A 19,005-nucleotide genomic window follows, 5' to 3' on the forward strand; every position below is an offset into this window, starting at 1 on the left:
CCGTCGGCGTAGACGCGTTCGACCGAGGGCGTATCGTCAGGCACCGAGTGTCTTCTCCTCCAGTCCTCCGGCGAGGACGTGCGCGTGCACATGGAACACCGTCTGTCCCGCGTGCGGGCCCGTGTTGAACACGAGCCGGAAATCGCCGTCGGAGTGCTCCGCGGCGAGGCTGTTGGCGAGGCCGACGAGCTCGGCCAGGAGGGCGGGATCGCCCGCGGCGAGCTCGACGACGTTGCGGAACTCCTGCGACTTGGGGATCACCAGCAGGTGCAGGGGCGCCTGCGGGTGGATGTCGCGGATGGCGAACGCGTTCTCGGTCTCGGCGATGATCTCGGAGGGGATCTCGCCCTCCAGGATGCGCGTGAAGATCGAGGGTTCGCTCATGCCGTCAGTCTAATGGCGGCCTCTCACCAGCGGCCCAGGATCCCGCTCACGACGGAGATCGCGGCGGGACCGGCCGTCGAGGTGCGCAGCACCGTGTCGCCGAGGCGCACGAGGGTGGCCCCCGCCGCCTGGAGGCGGTCGAGCTCATCCCCGTCGAAGCCGCCCTCGGGTCCGACGACGAGGACGATGTCCCGATCGTCGCCCGGGTCGAAGCCGAGTGCCGTGAGGCGCTCGTCGGCCGTCGGCTCGAGGACGAGGACACGGGATGCCGCGGCCCGCCGCTCCAGCTCCGCCGTGGATGCGAGGGGACCGACCTCGGGCAGCCACGCCCGGTGCGCCTGCTTCGCGGCCTCGCGGGCAATCGTCGCCCAGCGGGCGCGGCCCTTCTCGGCCTTCGCGTCCCAGCGCGAGACGCTGCGCGCCGACTGCCACGGGACGATCTCGTCGACGCCGAGCTCGGTCGCCGCCTGCACCGCGAGCTCGTCGCGGTCGCCCTTGGCGAGCGCCTGCACGAGCACCAGCCGCGGGGTCGGCGCCGCGATCTCGCGGCGGGCGATGATCCGCACGACGACCTCCGCCGGCTGCGCGCTCTCGACCTCGCCCGTGAGCCAGGCTCCCCTGCCGTCGCCGACGGTGACCTCCTCGCCGGGCCGCACCCGACGGACGACGGCCGCGTGCTTCGCCTCCGCGCCGGTCAGCGTGACGGCGTCGCCGCGCTGCGCACCGGCATCCTCGACGACGAAGTGGAGAGGCATCCGGTCAGCCGTTCCGGAAGCGGTCGCGCAGCTTCGAGAACAGTCCCTGGTGGAACTCGGCGAGCCGAGGGGACGGAGCCTTCGTGCGCCGCGCGAACTCCTCGATGAGCTGGCGCTCCTTGTGGTCGAGGCGCGTCGGGGTCACGACGTGCACGCCGACCCGGAGGTCGCCGCGCTGCGTGCCGCGCAGCGGGGTGATGCCGCGGCCCTTGATCGTGAGCACGTCGCCGGCCTGCACCCCCGGCCGCACCTCGAGCTCGACGGGGCCGTCGAGGGACTCGATCGTGGTCGTCGTGCCGAGGATCGCGTCGGGCATCGACACCTCGAGCGTCGCGAGCAGGTCATCTCCCTCGCGGCTGAAGACCTCGTGCGGCTGAACGGTCACCTCGATGTAGAGATCGCCGTTGGGGCCGCCGGCGGGGCCGACCTCGCCCGACCCGGGAAGCTGCAGGCGCAGACCCGTCTCGACACCCGCCGGGATGTCGATCGACACCGTGCGCCGCGCCCGGACGCGGCCCTGCCCCTGGCAGGTGGCGCAGGGGTACGGGATGGTCGTGCCGTAGCCCTGGCAGACGTTGCAGGGCTGGCTCGTCACGACGTTGCCGAGGAGGCTCCGCACCTGGCGCTGCACGTTGCCCGTGCCGTGGCAGATGTCGCACGTGACGGGCGACGTGCCCGGCTGGCAGCACGACCCCTGGCACGTGTCGCACAGCACGGCGGTGTCGACGTCGAGGTCGCGGTGAGCGCCGAAGACGACGTCCTTCAGCTCGAGCGTGACGCGCACGAGGGCGTCCTGACCGCGCTCGCGCCGCGAGCGGGGACGACCCTGGCGGCCGCCTGCCGCGGCTCCGAAGAACGTCTCGAAGATGTCGCTGAAGCCGCCGAAGTTCGCCCCCGCGCCGCCGAACGGAGAGTCGCTGCCGCCCATGTCGTAGCGGGCACGCTGGTCGGGGTCGCTCAGCACGTCGTAGGCGTGCGTCACGAGCTTGAAGCGCTCGGACGCCTCCTCGCCGGGATTGACGTCCGGATGCAGCTCGCGCGCGAGCCTCCGGTACGCCTTCTTGATCTCGTCCGGTGTCGCGTCGCGCGAGACACCGAGGACCTCGTAGTGGTCAGCCACAATCGCCTTCCTGCCCGCGTCGTGCGCGGGATCGTCTGGTGGAGGACGCCGTCAGCGGGCGTTCTCGTCGTCGTCGAGCATCCTGCTCAGGTAGCGGGCCACCGCCCGCACCGCCGCGAGGTTGCTCGGATAGTCCATGCGCGTCGGGCCGAGCAGCCCGATGCGGGCGCGCGAGCCGGTCGCGTCGTAGTCGCTCGCGACGATGGATGCCTCGACCAGCCCGAACGGCGCGTTCTCGCGCCCGATGCTGGTCGCGAGCCCGTGCTCGTCGGCGACCATCTCGCTCATGAGCCGCAGCAGCGTCACCTGCTCCTCGATGGCTTCGAGGAGCGGATAGATGCTGCCGCGGAAGTCGGATTCGCGGCGCGCGAGGTTGGCGGCGCCGGCCATGACGAGCCGGTCCTGACGGAACTCGTCGAGCTCTTCGGCGACGAACCGCACGATCGCGGTGATCGCGGCGTCGTCGCGGCGGGCGGGGTCGTCGGCGGTCGACAGGAACTCCTCGACCCGCTGGACGCCGTCGCGGACGGATCTGCCGACGATCAGGTCGCCGACCGTCGTGCGGGCGCGCGTCATGACGACGTCGTCCAGCTCTTCGCGCAGGAGCACGAGGCGCTGCGACACCCGGCCCGTGTCGGTGACGAGGATCACGATGAGCCGCCCCGCGTCGAGCGGCACGAGCTCGACGTGCGACACGCTCGCCCGCGCGAACGACGGGTACTGCACGAGCGCGACCTGCCCCGTCAGCTGCGTGAGCGCGCGGACGGTGCGCACGAGCAGGTCGTCGAGATCGCCGGGGCCGTCGAGGAACGATGCGATGGCGTGCCGCTGCGCCGGGGTGAGGGGCCGGAGCCCGGCGAGGTGGTCGACGAAGACCCGGTACCCCTTGTCGGTCGGCACGCGGCCGGACGACGTGTGCGGCGCGGCGATCAGGTCTTCATCCTCGAGGAGCGCCATGTCGTTGCGGATCGTCGCGGCCGAGACGCCGAACGCGTGCCGCTCGACGATCGACTTGCTGCCGACCGGCTCGTGCGTGTCGACGTAGTCCTGCACGATGGCCCGCAGAACCTGGAGTCCCCGATCGGTGACCATCCGCCCTCCTCACGCCGCATCCGCCTGGGCTGGCACTCCCAGGAGTGGAGTGCCAATTCTATCGGACGTACCCGCTCAGTCGGTCAGGGCGCGCACGACGGCGTCGGCGAGGAGGCGGCCGCGCCGCGTCAGCACGATCGTCCCATGGAGCGCCGCCGGACCCTCGATGAGTCCATCGGCGATGAGCGCCGCGACGGCGTGCCGGCCCTCGCCGAGCAGCTCCGCGATCGGGAAACCCTCGCGGATGCGCGAGCGCAGCAGCACGCTCTCGAGAGCGCGAGCCTCGTCATCGGGTCGCTCCCGCCCTGCCGCGGGAGACTCCCCGAGCGCGAGTCGCTGGGCGTAGGCCGCAGGATGCTTGACGTTCCAGAAGCGCACGCCGCCGACATGGCTGTGCGCGCCCGGACCGTAGCCCCACCAGTCGTGCCCCTGCCAGTACGCCAGATTGTGCCGGGAACGGTGAGCGTCGTCGCGCGCCCAGTTCGACACCTCGTACCACTCGTATCCGGCCGCGCCGAGCAGATCGTCGGCGAGCTCGTACATGTCGGCCTGAACGTCGTCGTCGGGGGCGGGCACCTCGCCGCGGCGGATCTGGCGGGCGAGCTTCGTGCCGTCCTCGATGATGAGCGCGTAGGCGGAGACGTGGTCGGGCTCGAGGGCGATCGCCGTCTCGAGCGACCGACGCCAGTCGTCGAGGGACTCCCCCGGCGCGCCGTAGATCAGGTCGAGGCTCACGTCGAGCCCGGCGCGGCGCGCGGCGGCGACGGCGGTGGCGACGTTGAGGGGATCGTGCGTCCGGTCGAGCGCCGCGAGGACGTGGGGCACCGCGGACTGCATGCCGATCGAGAGGCGGGTGACTCCGGATGCCGCGAGCTCGGCCGCGACGGCATCCGTCACGGTGTCGGGGTTGGCCTCGACCGTCACCTCTGCGCCATCCGCGATGCCGAACGTGTCGCGGACGCCGGCGAGCATGCGAGCCAGGTCGCCCGGCGGCAGGAGCGTCGGCGTGCCCCCGCCGAAGAAGACCGTCGTCGCAGCCCTGAGCCCACCGGCGGCCTCGAGCACTCCGCGCGAGAGCGCCACCTCGCGCAGCAGCGTGTCGGCGTATTCGTCCTGCCGCGCGCCGCGCAGCTCACCCGATGTGTAGGTGTTGAAGTCGCAGTAGCCGCAGCGGACCCGGCAGAACGGCACGTGCAGATAGACGCCGAAGGGCGTCGCCGCATCGATGCGGACGGTGGCGGGAAGCGCCCCGTTGGCCGGAGCGGGCTCGCCGATGGGGAGTGCCGAGCCCATCAGGCGGGTGTCGTGTACAGCGGCGAGATCGCGCGGAGGTAACGGGTGAAGAGCTCCCGGCGGCGGCGTCGGGCGAGCGTCGGCAGCATCCGGTACAGCATCGAGACCGGGCGGTCGAACGCGCGCACGGTGAACCACACCTCGTCGTTCTCGTGCCACTCGAGCATGAACGACTCCTCGCCGCTGACGACGGAGTCACCGACGGTGCCGAGCGCGAAGCCGACGCGGCGCGGCTCCTCGACGGCGAAGATGACGCGCAGCTCGCCGTCGGCCTTGTAGCCCTTGACGCGCCCCTCGACCACGACGGTGGACCCGGCGGCGACGTACGGCGTTCCGTCGGAGTCGAAGCGCTGCTCGGTCTCGCTGCGGCTCGGCGCGATGGGGTTGCCCTCCGCGTCGAAGCTCACGCCCGAGTACATGGGGCCGGATGCCGGGCGCACGTCCTTGATCGTCAGACCGGCGCCGCGAAGCGCCGACCACGACAGGAGCGCCTCGCTCGCGGTCTGGAACCGGGCGTCGCCGCTGCCGATGCGCCACGACTCCTCCGCCGGCAGGCTGCGCTCCGGCGGATACTGCATGAGGTCCGGCGCCTGCGTCGCCCCGACGGCGGCGTAGTCGACGGTCTCGTCCTTGAACGTTCCGCGGCGCATGGGTTCCAGGCTACTTCTGCTTGCCCTCGACATCCCCTGAGAGAGCGGCGATGAACGCCTCCTGAGGGACCTCGACACGACCGACCATCTTCATGCGCTTCTTGCCCTCCTTCTGCTTCTCGAGGAGCTTGCGCTTGCGCGTGATGTCGCCGCCGTAGCACTTGGCCAGGACGTCCTTGCGCATGGCGCGGATGTTCTCGCGAGCGATGATGCGGGCGCCGATCGCGGCCTGGATCGGCACCTCGAACTGCTGGCGAGGGATGAGCTTGCGGAGGCGCTCGGTCATCATCGTGCCGTACGCGTACGCCTTCTCGCGGTGCACGATCGAGCTGAAGGCATCCACCTTGTCGCCCTGCAGGAGGATGTCGACCTTCACCAGGTCGGCCTCCTGCTGGCCGGCCGGCTCGTAGTCGAGGCTCGCGTAGCCCTGCGTGCGCGACTTGAGCTGGTCGAAGAAGTCGAAGACGATCTCGCCGAGGGGCATGTTGTAGCGGAGCTCGACCCGCTCCTCGCTGAAGTACTCCATGCCGAGGAGCTGTCCGCGGCGGCCTTGGCAGAGCTCCATCACGGTGCCGACGTAGTCCTTCGGGAGAAGGATCGCGGCCTTCACCATGGGCTCCGACACCGAGGCGACGCGCCCGTCGGGGTACTCGCTCGGGTTGGTCACGGTGACGTGCTCGCCCGTGTCGGTGAGCACTTCGTAGATGACGCTCGGGGCCGTCGTGATGAGGTCGAGGTCGAACTCGCGGGCGAGACGCTCGGTGATGATCTCGAGGTGCAGAAGACCGAGGAAGCCGCAGCGGAACCCGAAGCCGAGCGCGACCGAGGTCTCGGGCTCGTACTGCAGTGAGGCATCCGACAGCTTGAGCTTGTCCAGCGCTTCGCGGAGGTCGGCGTAGTCGCTCCCGTCGATCGGGTAGATGCCCGAGAAGACCATCGGCTTGGGATCGGTGTAGCCGGGCAGGGCGTCGGTCGCGGGCTTGCGGAGGTTGGTGATCGTGTCGCCGACCTTCGACTGGCGCACGTCCTTCACGCCGGTGATCAGGTACCCGACCTCGCCGACGCCGAGGCCCTTCGAGGGCGTCGGCTCGGGGCTGGAGACACCGATCTCGAGGAGGTCGTGCGCGGCCTTCGTCGACATCATCTGGATGCGCTCGCGCGGCTCGAGCTTGCCGTCGACCATGCGCACGTACGTCACGACGCCGCGGTACGAGTCGTAGACGGAGTCGAAGATCATGGCGCGGGCCGGGGCATCCGCGTTCCCCTGGGGTGCCGGGATCTGCTCGACGATCCGGTCGAGCAGCGTCTCGACGCCCATGCCCGTCTTGCCGCTCACGCGGAGGACGTCGTCGGGGTCGCCGCCGATCAGGCTGGCGAGCTCGGCCGCGTACTTCTCGGGGTCGGCCGCGGGAAGGTCGATCTTGTTTAGGACGGGGATGATCTGGAGGTCGTTCTCCAGCGCGAGGTAAAGGTTTGCGAGCGTCTGGGCCTCGATGCCCTGCGCCGCGTCGACGAGGAGGATCGCACCCTCGCAGGCGGCGAGCGAGCGCGAGACCTCGTACGTGAAGTCGACGTGACCGGGGGTGTCGATCATGTTGAGCGCGAACGTGGTCGCCGAGCCCGTCGAGGGGTCGACGGACGACCACGGCATCCGCACCGCCTGGGACTTGATCGTGATGCCGCGCTCGCGCTCGATGTCCATGCGGTCGAGGTACTGCGCGCGCATGTCGCGCTCGGCGACGACGCCCGTGATCTGCAGCATGCGGTCGGCGAGGGTCGACTTGCCGTGGTCGATGTGGGCGATGATGCAGAAATTGCGGATCGCCTCGGGAGCCGTGGCAGACGGCTCGAGGGGCTTCAGGGCGCGCGGGGACATATCCGGCCCAGTCTACCGGCGGGTCACCCCGCGGCCCGTGCCGGAACGGATGCCGGAACCGGGAGTCGGCTGAGTCCTTCGAGCAGCTCCTCGCGGCGGGCGGCGCAGCACACCCGGATCCAGCCCTCGCCGGTGCGGCCGAAGGCGCTCCCCGGCGCAACGGCGACGCGCTGGTCGTGGAGGAACGCCTCGGCCCACGCGGCGACATCCCCGTCGGTCGCGTGCGACACGTCGATCCACAGGTAGAAGGCGCCCGTCGGCGTGAGGTACGTGAATCCGCGCTCGTCGAGGAGTGCCGATGCGGCCGCGAGGTTCTCGCGGTAGTGCGCGGCGGCGGCGCGGACGTGATCCTGGGGGCCGGAGATCGCCTCGAGCGCCGCGTACTGCGCGGGCATGTCGACGCACGACACGGCCGACTCCTGAACGCGCAGCATCGTCGAAGTGAAGCCCTTCGGCGTCACGAGCCAGCCGACGCGCGCGCCCGTCATCGCATACGTCTTCGAGGTCGAGAAGACCGAGAACACCCGGTCGTCGCGATCGAGCGAGGCGGGGCTGACGTGCGGGATGCCGTACGTGAACGCCTCGTAGCACTCGTCGCTCAGGAGCCACAGGTCGTGGCGTGCGGCGAAGTCGAGGAGCGCCCGCAATGTCTCGAGATCGAACGTGGAGCCGAGCGGATTGGACGGCGAGTTGACGATCAGCAGTCGCGTCCGGTCGGTGACGAGGGCTTCGAGCTGCGCGAGGTCGGGCTGGAAGCCCTTCGCCGGGCTCAGCTGATAGGGCACGGGCACGGCCGACAGCATGTGCGCGTTCATCGTGAAGGTCGTGTAGCCGGGGTCCGGCACGAGCACCTCGTCGCCGGGCGCCAGGGTCATCGCCATCGCCTGGTGCAGCGCCTGGGTCGCGCCCACCGTCACCCACACCTGCTCGAGGTCGGGGCGGAAGCCGTTCACGGCGTCGAGCTTCTCGACGATCGCCTGACGCAGGGGAAGGATGCCGCCGTTCGGCGCGTAGCGCGTCAGGCCCGCCTCCCACGCACGCGCGGCCGCGGCGCGGATGGCGGGTGCCGGCTCCTCCCCCGGCTCCCCCACCGCGAGGATGATCGCGTCGTCGAGGCGGAGCGCCTGTTCGAGGATGTGCCGCACCCCCGAACCGGGCATGCCGAGGATGTGGTCGGCGAGTCGAGGCATTCCCCCAGCCTACGAAAGCGCGCCGCCCTCGTACGCTGGCACCATGACCGTCCAGGTTGTCCTCGTCCACGGCATCCGGACGTCCGCGACGATGTGGCGGTCGCAGGTCGAGTATCTCCGCGCGCGCGGCAACGGCGTGACGGCCGTCGATCTCCCGGGCCACGGGTCGCGCATGACCGAGGAGTTCACGCTCGCGTCGGCCTTCGCGACGATCGACAGAGCCGTTCGGGATGCCGCGAAGCGCGGTCCCGTGCTTCTCGCGGGCCACTCCATGGGAGGCCTGCTGAGCATCGAGTACGTCGGCGCCGAAGAGCCCCCGCCCGTCGCAGGCTTCATCGCGGCATCCTGCACCGCCATCCCTCGGGGGGTGGGTCTTCAGACCTACCGGTTCCTGGCCCGTCGGCTGGACGCTCTCCCCGACCGCGGGATGTGGCTCACGGACCAGATGCTCGACCGGATCCTTCCCGTCGAGACGCGCGACGACTTCGGCGCAGGCGGATACGCGCTGGACACGCAGGACATCGCGCTGCGGAGCCTTTCGGTGCTCGACCTGCTCGCCGCGGTGCGCCGCATCGAGGTGCCGCTGTGGTTCGTCAACGGACAGTACGACCAGCTCCGCATCAACGAGCGGCTCTTCCTGCGTCTCGCTCCGCACGCCGAGCTCGTCGTCGTGCCCCGCACGACGCACCACGTCACGGTGATGCGTCCTCGGGTCTTCAACGCGCTGCTCGAGGTCGCCCTGACGACCCTCGAGGCATCAGACGGCTGACGCGGCGCGGGCGGGGGTGCGGATCGCGTAGGTCATGAGGCCGCCCGCGACCGAGAGGACGCCGCCGACGAGGAACAGCAGCCAGAACCCCCCGACGAGGGCGACGAGACCGGCGCCGATGAGCGGTCCGAGCAGCTGCCCGAGGCTCGCGGAGACATTGACGAAGCCGAGGTCTCGGGCGTGGTCCTCGGGGAACGGCAGCAGGTCGGTGCCGAGCGCGAGGCCGACCGACATGTACGCGCCGTAGCCCACGCCGAGGAGGGCGGCCGCGATCATGGCGCTCGTGAGGGACGGCGCGACGACGAGGATGATCGACGCGGCGCCCTGGATGATCGCCGACCAGACGACGAACGGGACCCGCCTGCCGGTGCGGTCGGAGATCCAGCCCGAGACGATCGACGCCGCCACGACGAACAGCGTGTAGACGAGGATCAGCATGAGCAGCTCGTCCTCGGCGGTCGAGGCATCCCGATGCAGTCCGTACAGGAGGAAGAACAGCAGCAGGCCCGTGCCGAGCGCATTGCCGATGTTGACAGTCAGGCGACCGGCGAGGAGCCACGCGAAGTCGCGATCCCGCAGCGCCGCGAGGCGCTCGCGCAGCGTGCGCACCTCGCGTGCCGCCGAGACCTCGCCGTGCGCGGGCGGGTCGGGCAGGAGGAGCGCGGCGAGCGTTCCCACGAGCGCGATGAATCCGGCGAGCACGAGATAGCCGACGATCACGCCGAGCTCGAGGAGCACGATGACTCCCACGCCGACCACGATGCCGAGGGCCTGAGACGACGAGACGGCGGCGGATGCCGCGCCGCGCTGGGTCGTCAGCTGATCCGCGATGAGCGCCGTGAACGCCGCCGATGCCACGGCGACGCCCACCGAGACCCCGACCCACGCGAGGCCGACGCCCCACGGGCCCTCCGCGAAGGCGATGCCGACGAGCGAGAGCGCGGCGAGCCAGGTGCCGCCGAGGGACCATGGCCGGCGGCGCCCCGCGCGCCCGCGCGTGCGGTCGGACAGGCCGCCGGCGACAGGTGCCGCGATGACGCCGGCGATCCCGCCGACGGCGAGCACGAGTCCCGACGATACGACGCCGGAGATCCAGCCCGAGGCGTCGTCGGGCGTGTTGAGCTGCAGCGGGATGAGGAGCTGCAGGGGCGTGAGCTGCACCGTCCAGATGGCGAGCCAGGCGAGGGTGAAGAGGATGAACCAGCTGGCGCCGACCTTGGCGTCCGGGCGAGCGGTCACGAGCGTGCCTCCGAGATGAGCGAGCGGTACCAGTCGAACGAGGCCTTCGGGGTGCGCTCGGCCGTGTCGACGTCGACGTGGACGAGACCGAAGCGCTGCGTGAAGCCGTCGGCCCACTCGAAGTTGTCGAGCAGCGACCAGACGGTGTACTCCCGGACGTCGACCCCCGCGGCGATCGCGGCCCCGACCGCGTCGATGTGGCCCGCGAGATAGGCGATGCGGTCGTGGTCGGGAACGGGTCCTTCGACGTGCGCGGGCTCCGGGAAGGACGCACCGTTCTCGCCGATGACGATGGGCGGGAGCCGGTCGCCGTAGCGGTCGCGGAAGTCGATCAGAAGGTCGGTGAGCGCCGAGGGAACGATGGGCCACTCGGGCCCGAAGCCGGTCACCGGCGCTCCCGGCGTCGGGACGATCTCGAAGGGGATGGGACCGTCGGCGGGGGCCGCGGCGACCGTCGTCGGGTTGTAGAAGTTGATGCCGTAGAAGTCCGCCGGTGCGGCGATCAGGTCGAGATCGCCCTCCTCGGCGGGCATCGGGGGGATGCCGAACGCCTCGAGATCGGGATAGGCGCCCGTGAGCACGGGGTCGGCGAAGATCCGGTTGTGGAGGAGGTCGTACACGGCGGCGGCGCCGAGGTCGGCATCCGTCTCCCCTGCCGGGGTCACCAGCGTGTGGTTGTTGACGATGCCCGCCTCCTCGGCGCCCGCTGCGCGCACCGCGCGCAGCGCGAGACCATGCGCGAGCAGCTGGTGGTGCGCCGTGGGGAGCGACTCGAAGAGCAGCTGCCGACCGGGGGCGAGCGTGCCGACGGCATAACCCTGGAGGGAGGTGGAGACGGGCTCGTTGATCGTGTACCAGTGGCGGATGCGGTCGCCGAGCGCCGTCGCGACGATGTCGGCGTAGTCGCCGAATCGGAGCGCCGTGTCGCGCGTCAGCCAGCCTCCGCGCTCTTCGAGGACGCTCGGCAGATCCCAGTGGTAGAGCGTCGCGAACGGCGTGATGCCCGCCTCGAGGAGATCGTCGGCCAGGCGCCGGTAGTAGTCCAGCCCCGCTTCGTTCGGCGCGGCGCCCGGCTCGGGCTGCACGCGCACCCACGAGATCGAGAAGCGGTACCGGTCGACCCCCAGCCGTGCGAGGAGAGCCACGTCCTCCCCCGACCGGCGGTAGCTGTCCGGCCCCGGATCGGCGACGGAGCCGTCGCGCACCAGACCCGGAGTGTCGACGAAGTCGTCCCAGATGGATCGGCCTCGCCCGTCGGCCGTGCGCGACCCCTCCACCTGGAACGCGGCGGTGGCCGACGACCAGCGGAACCCCGGCGGAAACGGCGAGAGATCGGCGAGGGGATGTTCGGGCACGCGGACTCCTTCGTCGCGAGCTGCGCACTCGGGTGGGCGTGCGCACCGCTCGCGTCGATCATGCATCATCGGAGGGTCGTTCTCCGACCGGTTCGCCGAGTCGGTGGATGGATGAGCTAGCTGGTAGACTCGGTGATTGGTTTGCGCGTGGGTCCCACCCTGCGCGCGCCGGAGGCGCCCCTCTACCGCTGGCCGGCAATCATCCGATTCACTCCGAAACGAAAGAACGTCGACACGTGGCGAACATCAAGTCGCAGATCAAGCGCAACAAGACCAACGAGAAGGCGCACGAGCGCAACAAGGCCGTCAAGAGCGAGCTGAAGACCGCTGTGCGCCGCACGCGCGAGGCGATCACGGCCGGCGACAAGGCCGCCGCTGAGAAGGCTCTCGGCACCGCGACCAAGAAGCTCGACAAGGCCGTGAGCAAGGGTGTCATCCACCAGAACCAGGCGGCGAACCGCAAGTCGGCCATCGCCAAGCAGGTCGCGGCGCTCTGACGCTTCCCGTCAGCTGACATCCGAAGGCCCGTCCCGAGAGGGGCGGGCCTTCGTCGTTCCGGCGGCGCCGATCAGGAGCCGTACGGCGCGCGTGTCGAGATGACGGTCACGAGTCGCTCGAGCGCGAACACGGAGTCGCGCGACGCGCCCTTGACCTCGGCATCCGCTCGTGCGGCCGCCTGGATCGCCATGCCGAGGGTCGTCTCGGTCCAGCCCGAGAGGTCACGACGGGCGCGGTCGACCTGCCAGTCCTTCAGCCCGAGCCGCCCGGCGAGTGCGGCCGCCGGCTCGCGGCTTCCCGCGACGCGGGCCATCGTGCGCAGCTTCGAGGCGATCGCCGCGACGAGCGGCACCGGGTCGGCGCCCGAGGCGAGTGCGTGCCGGAGCGCGATGAGCGCCTCGCCGTAACGGCCGGCGATCGCCGTGTCTGCGACGGTGAAGGCCGACGTCTCGACGCGGCCGCCGTAGTAGCGCTCGACGACCTGCTCGGTGATGTCGCCGGGGACGTCGGCGATGAGCTGCTGACACGCCGCGGCGAGCTCGGTGAGGTCGTCCGCGAAGGCGGAGACGAGCGAACGGAGCGCCGCGGGTGCGATGCGCTTTCGGGCGGTCTGGAACTCTCCCGCGGCGAAGTCGAAGCGATCGCTGTCTCGCTTGACCGCGGGGCACGCGATCTCGGCGCCGCCGCCCTGCCCCGCACGGATCGCGTCGAGGAGCTTCTTGCCGCGGACGGTGGCACCGGTGTGGCGCAGCACGACGGTCGCGCCGTCCTGCGGCGCCGCGAGGTACGACAGTGCTTCGTTCAGGAAAGCGTCGGAGCACTTCTCGACCCCTGACACCCGCACGAGGCGCGGCTCGCCGAACAGTGACGGCGACGTCACGGCGAGGAGCGTGCCCTGCGCGTAGTCGTCGGCGCGGATGTCGGACACTTCGAGACTCGGATCCTCGGCGCGCAGGTAGTCGCGGAGCCCCGCGATGGCGCGCTCGGCGCACACCTCTTCGGGCCCGGACACGAGCACGATGGGCGCCGGCTGCGGCTCGCGCCAGGACAGCTGCGGAATGGCGCTCCGCGTCTTGGCGGGGGCGGAGCGTCGCGCGGTCGGGGCCATTCGTCCAGCCTAGCCAGGGGCACCGACGCGAGCCCGTCGCTCGCGCCACACCTCGAGCCCGTGGTCCGCGAGCCAGAGCGCCACGGTCCCCTCGAGGTCGGTGCGGGCGACGATGGCGCCGACGTCGGTCAGGACGTCGAGGGTCTCCTGACGCGGATGCCCGTAGTCGTTGCCGAGACCGACGGAAATGAGGGCCAGGCTCGGTCGGGCCGCGACGTAGAGGCCCGGGTCCTGATCCGCGCTGCCGTGGTGCGCGACCTTGACGACGTCGTAGGGCGGATCGAGCATCCCGGACGCCTCGATCGCACGCTGCGGCGATGCGGAGAGGTCGCCGAGGAACAGCGACGCCGGCACTCCCCCGCCTCGGATGTCGATCGTGACGCTCGAGTCGTTGCCGGGCGCGTAGGCGCGGCTCTCCGCGCGCGGCCAGATCACGCGGTACGTCGCGGAGCCGAGAGCGCCCTGCATGCCCGCGTCGGCGTCCACGAGCTCGGCGCCACCGGCTGCAAGGGCGTCGAGCACGCGCTGGTGCACCGCCGTGTCGACGGGACCGTGCAGCACGCGATCGACCCGCCCGACGACCGCATCGACGCCACCCGCGTGGTCTGCGTCGTAATGGGTGAGTACGAGGAGGTCGAGATGATGGATGCTGGTGCGGGCGAGGCATCCCTCCAGCGCTTTCGGATCGGGTCCCGTGTCGACGAGGGCGACCGCGCCGCCCGACCGGACGAGCACCGCGTCGCCCTGGCCGATGTCGCACGCGAGGATCGCCCACGACGACGGCAGCGTGAGGGGCCCTGCCGGCCCGGCGAGGGCGGCACCTCCCGCACAGACCCCGACGACTACGGCGACGATCGCGCCGGCGGCGAACCGCAGCGCACGCCGCGATCCGGGCGCGAGGAGAACCGCCACGGCGGCGCCCAGCATCGCGAGGAGAGCGAGCCCCGGCCAGCCCTCGAGCCACGACACCTGCCCGCCCGGCAGCTCAGCGAAGGTGTGCGCGGTCCCGGCGATCCAGGCGGCGGGCGCCCACGCGAGCACCGCGAGGCCCGACTGCAGCGCGGGGAACGGCAGCGCGAGGCACGCGGCGAGTCCCACGACCGTCGCGACCGGCGCAGCCGGAGCCGCGAGGAGGTTCGCCACGACGCCGTAGAGCGGCACTGTCGGGGCGATCAGCACGAGGAGCGGCCCGCAGGCGAGCTGCGCGGCGAGCGGCACCGACAGTGCGAGGGCAAGGGCGCGCGGCATCCATCGCTGCAATCCGGCGGCGAGCGGCCTCGCCAGCAGCAGGAGTGCTGCCGTCGCGACCGTCGAGAGCGCGAAGCCGAGGGACGTCGACAGCCACGGGTCGAAGGCGAGCAGCCCGGCCACCGCGAGGCACAGCACCGCCACCCCGACGGCAGGGCGTCCCACCGCGACCGCGAGCATCGCGACGGCGGCCATCGCGGCGGCCCTCGCGACGCTCGGCTCGGGCGTCACCAGCACGACGAAGCCGCCGAGGGCGGCGACACCCACCGCGACCCGCACTCCGCGCCGGGCGCCGAGCAGCGCCGCACCGGCGAACGCGAGCCCGACGACGAGCGCGCAGTTGGCCCCCGACACGGCGGTGAGATGCGACAGCGACGACGCCTTCATGGCCGCGTCGAGGTCGGGATCGACGCGGCTCGTGTCCCCCACGGCGAGGCCGGGGATGAGACCGCCTCCCGGGTCGGGAAGGCCGCGCGTCGCCGCGACGAGCCCCTTGCGCAGCGTGCCGGCGAGCGCTTCGAGACCACGAGGGCCTGACACGACCTCGAGGCCGCCGGACGCCGTGAGCAGCACCACGGAGCGCTCCCCTGCGTCCGCCGCGCGAGCCGTGCCGCGCAGGACGACCACGGCGCCGACGTCGAGGTCGCCGATCCCCTCGACGTCGTCGGGCTGGGTGGCGACCGACACGGGCAGGTCGACCGCGAGCTCAGCCGGTCCGGCCGAAACCCGCGACGCCACTGCGTCGAACACGAGCTGTCCCGTCGAGGCCCGGCGCTCGACCTTGCCGACGACGCGGGCGGTGACCTCGATGGCGCGCCCGCCGTCGAGGGCGAGCGCCGACAGCGCCGTCCGCGCCGGCTGCGCGAGCGCGACGTGCGAGGCGACGACGGCTGCGAAGGCGAGCGCGAGCACCACGACGACGCCCGACGGGCCGCGACGGCGCACGAGCACCAGCAGGGCGACGAGGGTCGCGCCCCACGCGCCGATCGCGAGTGCCGGCGACCAGGACGGCGCGAGCGTCGCCGCAGCGGCCGTCGCCCACGCCGCCGCGGTGACCGGTACGAGGCGGAAGCGGCGCATCGTCATACCGTCACGAGGTCGCGGAGGGCCTCGAGCATCTTGTCGCCGATGCCGGGCACCGCGAGGAGGTCCTCGACGCTCGTGAAGCGCCCGTTGGCCTCCCGCCAGTCGATGATGCGCTGCGCCATGGCCGGCCCGACGCGTGGAAGGGTGTCGAGAGCTGCCGCGTCGGCGGTGTTGAGGTTGACGCGCCCATCGCCCGCGGCGGGCGCGGCTCCCCCGCCTTCCGCAGCGGTGGGGACGGCGCCCACGACCGGCACGACGAGCTGCTCTCCGTCGCTCAGCGGGCGGGCGAGGTTGACGGCATCCTGATCCGCCTCGGGGGCGAAGCCTCCCGCCACACCGATCGCGTCGACGACGCGCGCGCCGTCCTCGAGCACGTACAGGCCGGGCACCGCGACGGCTCCCGAGACGTGCACATAGAGGGATGCCGGGGACGCGGCATCCCTCGACTCGTGAGAGGCCGTGGGAACGGACTCGGCCGGCGCGCCCGCACCCCGAGCGATGCCGATCCCGACCGTGATCGCGAGGGCTGCGAGCACGACGACGATCGCCGCACCGATTCCGAGCCGACGGCGGGGAGGGGCCGGTTCTCCGGGTGCGGTCACCCGCTCACGCTAGAAGCGGCTCGCTCCCGGCGACCGCCCGCGCCCGCCGGCGGTGGACGAGCAGGAGAAATCGGCGCCTGGGGAGGAGCGCGTCAGCGCGTGCTGAAGCTGACGACCTTCGGCGGACGCACGATCGCGCGGACGATCTCACGCTCGCCGAGCGACTTGATCACGCGCGCGTCGGTCCGGGCGAGACGCTCGAGCTCGGTGCCGTCGATGCGAGCGGGCACCTGGAGGGTGGCGCGCACCTTACCGTCGATCTGCACGACGGCCGTCACCGACTCCTCGACGAGGAGCATGGGGTCGGCCTGACGCCACGGCACGAGGCCGACGAACGGCTCGTAGCCGAGCGCCTCCCACATCTCCTCGGCGGTGTGCGGAGCGAAGAGGTCGAGCACCATGGCGATCACCTCGGCGGCCTCGCGCACAGCCGGGTCGGCAGCTCCCGCGCCCGTGTCGATCGTCTTGCGCGTCGCGTTGACGAGCTCCATGAGGCGTGCGACGACCACGTTGAACTTCGTCTGCTCGACGAGTGACGGGGCGTCGGCAAGCAGCCGGTGCGTCACGCGCCGCAGGGCCGGGTCGCCCTCGGCCCACACGACGTCGGGCTCGCTCGTCACGTCGTGCGCGATGCGCAGCGCGCGGGCGAGGAACTTCGTCGCGCCGGTCGTGGAGACGTCGTCCCAGTCCTTGTCGTCCTCCACGGGCCCCGCGAAGGCGAGGGCGACGCGCAGCGCGTCGGCGCCGTGCGCGTCGAGCTCCTCCTGGAAGAGCACGAGGTTGCCCTTGCTCTTCGACATCTTCGCGCCGCCCAGGATCACCATGCCCTGATTGATGAGGCTCGAGAAGGGCTCGGTGAAGTCGACGAGACCCATGTCGAAGAGGGCCTTCGTGATGAAGCGCGCGTACAGCAGGTGCAGGATGGCGTGCTCGACGCCGCCGATGTAGAAGTCGACCGGCCCCCACTTGTCGGCCTCCCGCGACGAGAAGGCCTCGCCGGCATCGCGCGGCGACAGGTAGCGCAGGAAGTACCACGAGCTGTCGACGAAGGTGTCCATCGTGTCGGTGTCGCGGCGCATCGGCGCACCCGACTCGGGGTCGCTCGCCTGCACCCACTCGGACGCGCCGCCCAGCGGCGAGGTGCCCTTGGGGGTGAGGTCGAGCCCTTCCACCGACGGCAGCAGGACGGGCAGCTGCTCGTCCGGGACGGGGATGATCGAGCCGTCCTCCCCGTGCAGCATCGGAATGGGCGTGCCCCAGAAGCGCTGACGCGAGATCAGCCAGTCGCGCAGGCGGAAGGACTTCGAGGCGTGGCCCTTGCCGGCGGCCTCGAGCTGCTCGATCACGCGGGCAATGGCGTTGCGCTTGGAGAGGCCGTCGAGCGGGCCCGAGTTGATCATGCGGCCGTCGCCCGTGAGGGCGATGCCGGTGCGCGCCGGGTCGAGCTCGGCGAGCGAGGCATCCTCGGCGCCCGGGTCGATCGGCACACCGTCGTCGTCGAGCTCGATGACGGGGATCGCGCCGGTGATGGGGGCGGTCGTGTCGACGACGACCTTGACGGGCAGGTCGAACGCGCGGGCGAAGTCGAGGTCGCGCTGGTCGTGCGCGGGCACGGCCATGACGGCGCCGTGCCCGTAGTCGGCCAGCACGTAGTCCGCCGCCCAGATCGGCAGCCGTTCGCCGTTGACGGGGTTGATCGCGTAGCGCTCGAGGAAGACGCCGGTCTTCGGGCGGTCCGTCGACTGGCGATCGATCTCGGTCTCCTTCTGCACGCCCTCCAGGTACGCCTGGAAGCGCGCCCGCACCTCCTCCGAGGCGCCCGCCGCAAGCTCCGACGCGAGGTCGGAATCGGGCGCGACGACGAAGAACGTGGCGCCGTAGAGAGTGTCGGGACGGGTCGAGAACACGGTGACGGTGCCCTCGCGGCCCTCGATCTCGAAGTCGATGTCGGCTCCGACGGAGCGGCCGATCCAGTTGCGCTGCATCTGGATGACCTTCTGCGGCCAGAAGCCCTCGAGCTGGTTCAGGTCGTCGAGCAGGCGGTCGGCGTAGTCGGTGATGCGGAAGTACCACTGCGTCAGCTTCTTCTTGACGACCTCGGCCCCGCACCGCTCGCAGTGCCCGTCGACGACCTGCTCGTTGGCGAGCACCGTCTGGTCGTTCGGGCACCAGTTGACCGGGCTCTCCTTGCGGTACGCCAGACCGCGGTCATAGAGCTTCTGGAAGAGCCATTGGTTCCAGCGGTAGTACTCGGGGTCGCTCGTGTGCAGCACGCGCGACCAGTCGAACGAGACGCCGTAGTCCTTGAGGCTCTCGCGCTGCTGCGCGATGTTCTCGTACGTCCACTTCACGGGGTCGGCGCCGCGCTTGATCGCCGCGTTCTCGGCGGGCAGCCCGAAGGAGTCCCACCCGATGGGGTTCAGGACGTTGTAGCCGCGGTGACGCCAGAAGCGCGCGACGATGTCGGAGTACAGGTAGTTCTCGGCGTGGCCCATGTGCAGGTCGCCCGAGGGGTACGGGAACATCGCGAGCACGTACTTGCGGGGGCGCTTGTCATCGTCGCCACCCGCACGGAACGGGTCGGCCTCCGCCCAGCGCGCCTGCCACTTCGCCTGCACGGCGTGGGCGTCGTACCCTCCGCTGTCGGCGGCGGTGAGGGGTGCGGAGCTCTGTGACACGTCGTGATACCAATCGTGGAAAGGCCGGGAGGGCGCGTGAAAACGCGGCTTCCAGGTTACCC

At 71.3% G+C, this 19,005-nt stretch carries 16 protein-coding genes; 2 read left to right on the plus strand and 14 right to left on the minus strand.

Features of this window, described 5'->3' with window-relative positions:
- Window positions 1-36: 36 nt before the first annotated feature.
- From AAIB33_RS06025 to AAIB33_RS06060, 8 genes are all read right to left on the minus strand, one after another.
- A complete protein-coding gene (locus AAIB33_RS06025) occupies window positions 37-384 on the minus strand; it encodes an HIT domain-containing protein (protein ID WP_345802646.1) in 348 nt (115 codons plus the stop codon).
- Between the two features lie 23 nt (window positions 385-407).
- Window positions 408-1,139, minus strand: coding sequence for a 16S rRNA (uracil(1498)-N(3))-methyltransferase (locus AAIB33_RS06030; protein WP_345802647.1), 732 nt, complete (start codon window positions 1,137-1,139; stop codon window positions 408-410).
- A 4-nt stretch (window positions 1,140-1,143) separates the two neighbouring features.
- Window positions 1,144-2,259 (minus strand): molecular chaperone DnaJ, encoded by a 1,116-nt coding sequence (gene dnaJ / locus AAIB33_RS06035; protein ID WP_345802648.1) that lies wholly within the window; start codon window positions 2,257-2,259, stop codon window positions 1,144-1,146.
- A 51-nt stretch (window positions 2,260-2,310) separates the two neighbouring features.
- Complete coding sequence (gene hrcA, locus AAIB33_RS06040; RefSeq protein ID WP_345802649.1) at window positions 2,311-3,351, minus strand: heat-inducible transcriptional repressor HrcA; 1,041 nt, start codon at window positions 3,349-3,351, stop codon at window positions 2,311-2,313.
- 75 nt (window positions 3,352-3,426) lie between these two features.
- Window positions 3,427-4,644 (minus strand): radical SAM family heme chaperone HemW, encoded by a 1,218-nt coding sequence (gene hemW, locus AAIB33_RS06045; protein ID WP_345802650.1) that lies wholly within the window; start codon window positions 4,642-4,644, stop codon window positions 3,427-3,429.
- On the minus strand, window positions 4,644-5,294 hold the full coding sequence (locus AAIB33_RS06050) for a DUF1990 family protein (protein WP_345802651.1): 651 nt from the start codon (window positions 5,292-5,294) through the stop codon (window positions 4,644-4,646). The genes hemW and AAIB33_RS06050 overlap by 1 nt, the downstream gene beginning before the upstream one ends.
- Before the next feature lie 10 nt (window positions 5,295-5,304).
- On the minus strand, window positions 5,305-7,170 hold the full coding sequence (lepA, locus tag AAIB33_RS06055; protein WP_345802652.1) for a translation elongation factor 4: 1,866 nt from the start codon (window positions 7,168-7,170) through the stop codon (window positions 5,305-5,307).
- A gap of 23 nt (window positions 7,171-7,193) precedes the next feature.
- Complete coding sequence (locus AAIB33_RS06060) at window positions 7,194-8,360, minus strand: aminotransferase class I/II-fold pyridoxal phosphate-dependent enzyme (protein WP_345802653.1); 1,167 nt, start codon at window positions 8,358-8,360, stop codon at window positions 7,194-7,196.
- A 43-nt stretch (window positions 8,361-8,403) separates the two neighbouring features.
- Between AAIB33_RS06060 and AAIB33_RS06065 the strand changes: the two genes are divergently transcribed.
- The gene (locus AAIB33_RS06065; RefSeq protein ID WP_345802654.1) at window positions 8,404-9,129 is read left to right on the plus strand and encodes an alpha/beta hydrolase; all 726 of its coding nucleotides are present in this window, start codon (window positions 8,404-8,406) and stop codon (window positions 9,127-9,129) included.
- On the opposite strand, the gene AAIB33_RS06070 is transcribed toward AAIB33_RS06065, so the two are convergent.
- Together AAIB33_RS06070 and AAIB33_RS06075 are read right to left on the minus strand one after the other, a co-directional pair.
- Complete coding sequence (locus AAIB33_RS06070; RefSeq protein WP_345802655.1) at window positions 9,118-10,368, minus strand: MFS transporter; 1,251 nt, start codon at window positions 10,366-10,368, stop codon at window positions 9,118-9,120. The two genes, AAIB33_RS06065 and AAIB33_RS06070, sit on opposite strands and share 12 nt — an antisense overlap.
- Entirely contained in the window at window positions 10,365-11,723 is a 1,359-nt protein-coding gene (locus AAIB33_RS06075; RefSeq protein ID WP_345802656.1) for a GH1 family beta-glucosidase, read from the minus strand. The genes AAIB33_RS06070 and AAIB33_RS06075 overlap by 4 nt, the downstream gene beginning before the upstream one ends.
- A gap of 236 nt (window positions 11,724-11,959) precedes the next feature.
- Here AAIB33_RS06075 and rpsT point away from each other — a divergent pair, with 236 nt between their 5' ends.
- Entirely contained in the window at window positions 11,960-12,220 is a 261-nt protein-coding gene (gene rpsT, locus AAIB33_RS06080; RefSeq protein WP_345802657.1) for a 30S ribosomal protein S20, read from the plus strand.
- Between the two features lie 71 nt (window positions 12,221-12,291).
- Here the strand turns inward: rpsT and holA are convergent, their stop codons facing one another.
- The 4 genes from holA to leuS all read right to left on the minus strand — a co-directional run bounded on the left by holA (window position 12,292) and on the right by leuS (window position 18,943).
- A complete protein-coding gene (gene holA, locus AAIB33_RS06085) occupies window positions 12,292-13,329 on the minus strand; it encodes a DNA polymerase III subunit delta (protein WP_345802658.1) in 1,038 nt (345 codons plus the stop codon).
- Between the two features lie 9 nt (window positions 13,330-13,338).
- Entirely contained in the window at window positions 13,339-15,657 is a 2,319-nt protein-coding gene (locus AAIB33_RS06090; protein WP_345802659.1) for a ComEC/Rec2 family competence protein, read from the minus strand.
- A gap of 2 nt (window positions 15,658-15,659) precedes the next feature.
- Window positions 15,660-16,265 carry a ComEA family DNA-binding protein gene (locus tag AAIB33_RS06095; RefSeq protein ID WP_345802660.1) on the minus strand — a complete coding sequence of 202 codons (606 nt, stop codon included), beginning with the start codon at window positions 16,263-16,265 and terminating at the stop codon, window positions 15,660-15,662.
- Window positions 16,266-16,357: 92 nt separating this feature from the next.
- On the minus strand, window positions 16,358-18,943 hold the full coding sequence (gene leuS / locus AAIB33_RS06100) for a leucine--tRNA ligase (protein WP_345802661.1): 2,586 nt from the start codon (window positions 18,941-18,943) through the stop codon (window positions 16,358-16,360).
- Between the last annotated feature and the right edge of the window lie 62 nt (window positions 18,944-19,005).

The sequence above is a fragment of the Microbacterium sp. AZCO genome (genome assembly GCF_039614715.1).
In the GTDB taxonomy this organism is placed as follows: domain Bacteria; phylum Actinomycetota; class Actinomycetes; order Actinomycetales; family Microbacteriaceae; genus Microbacterium.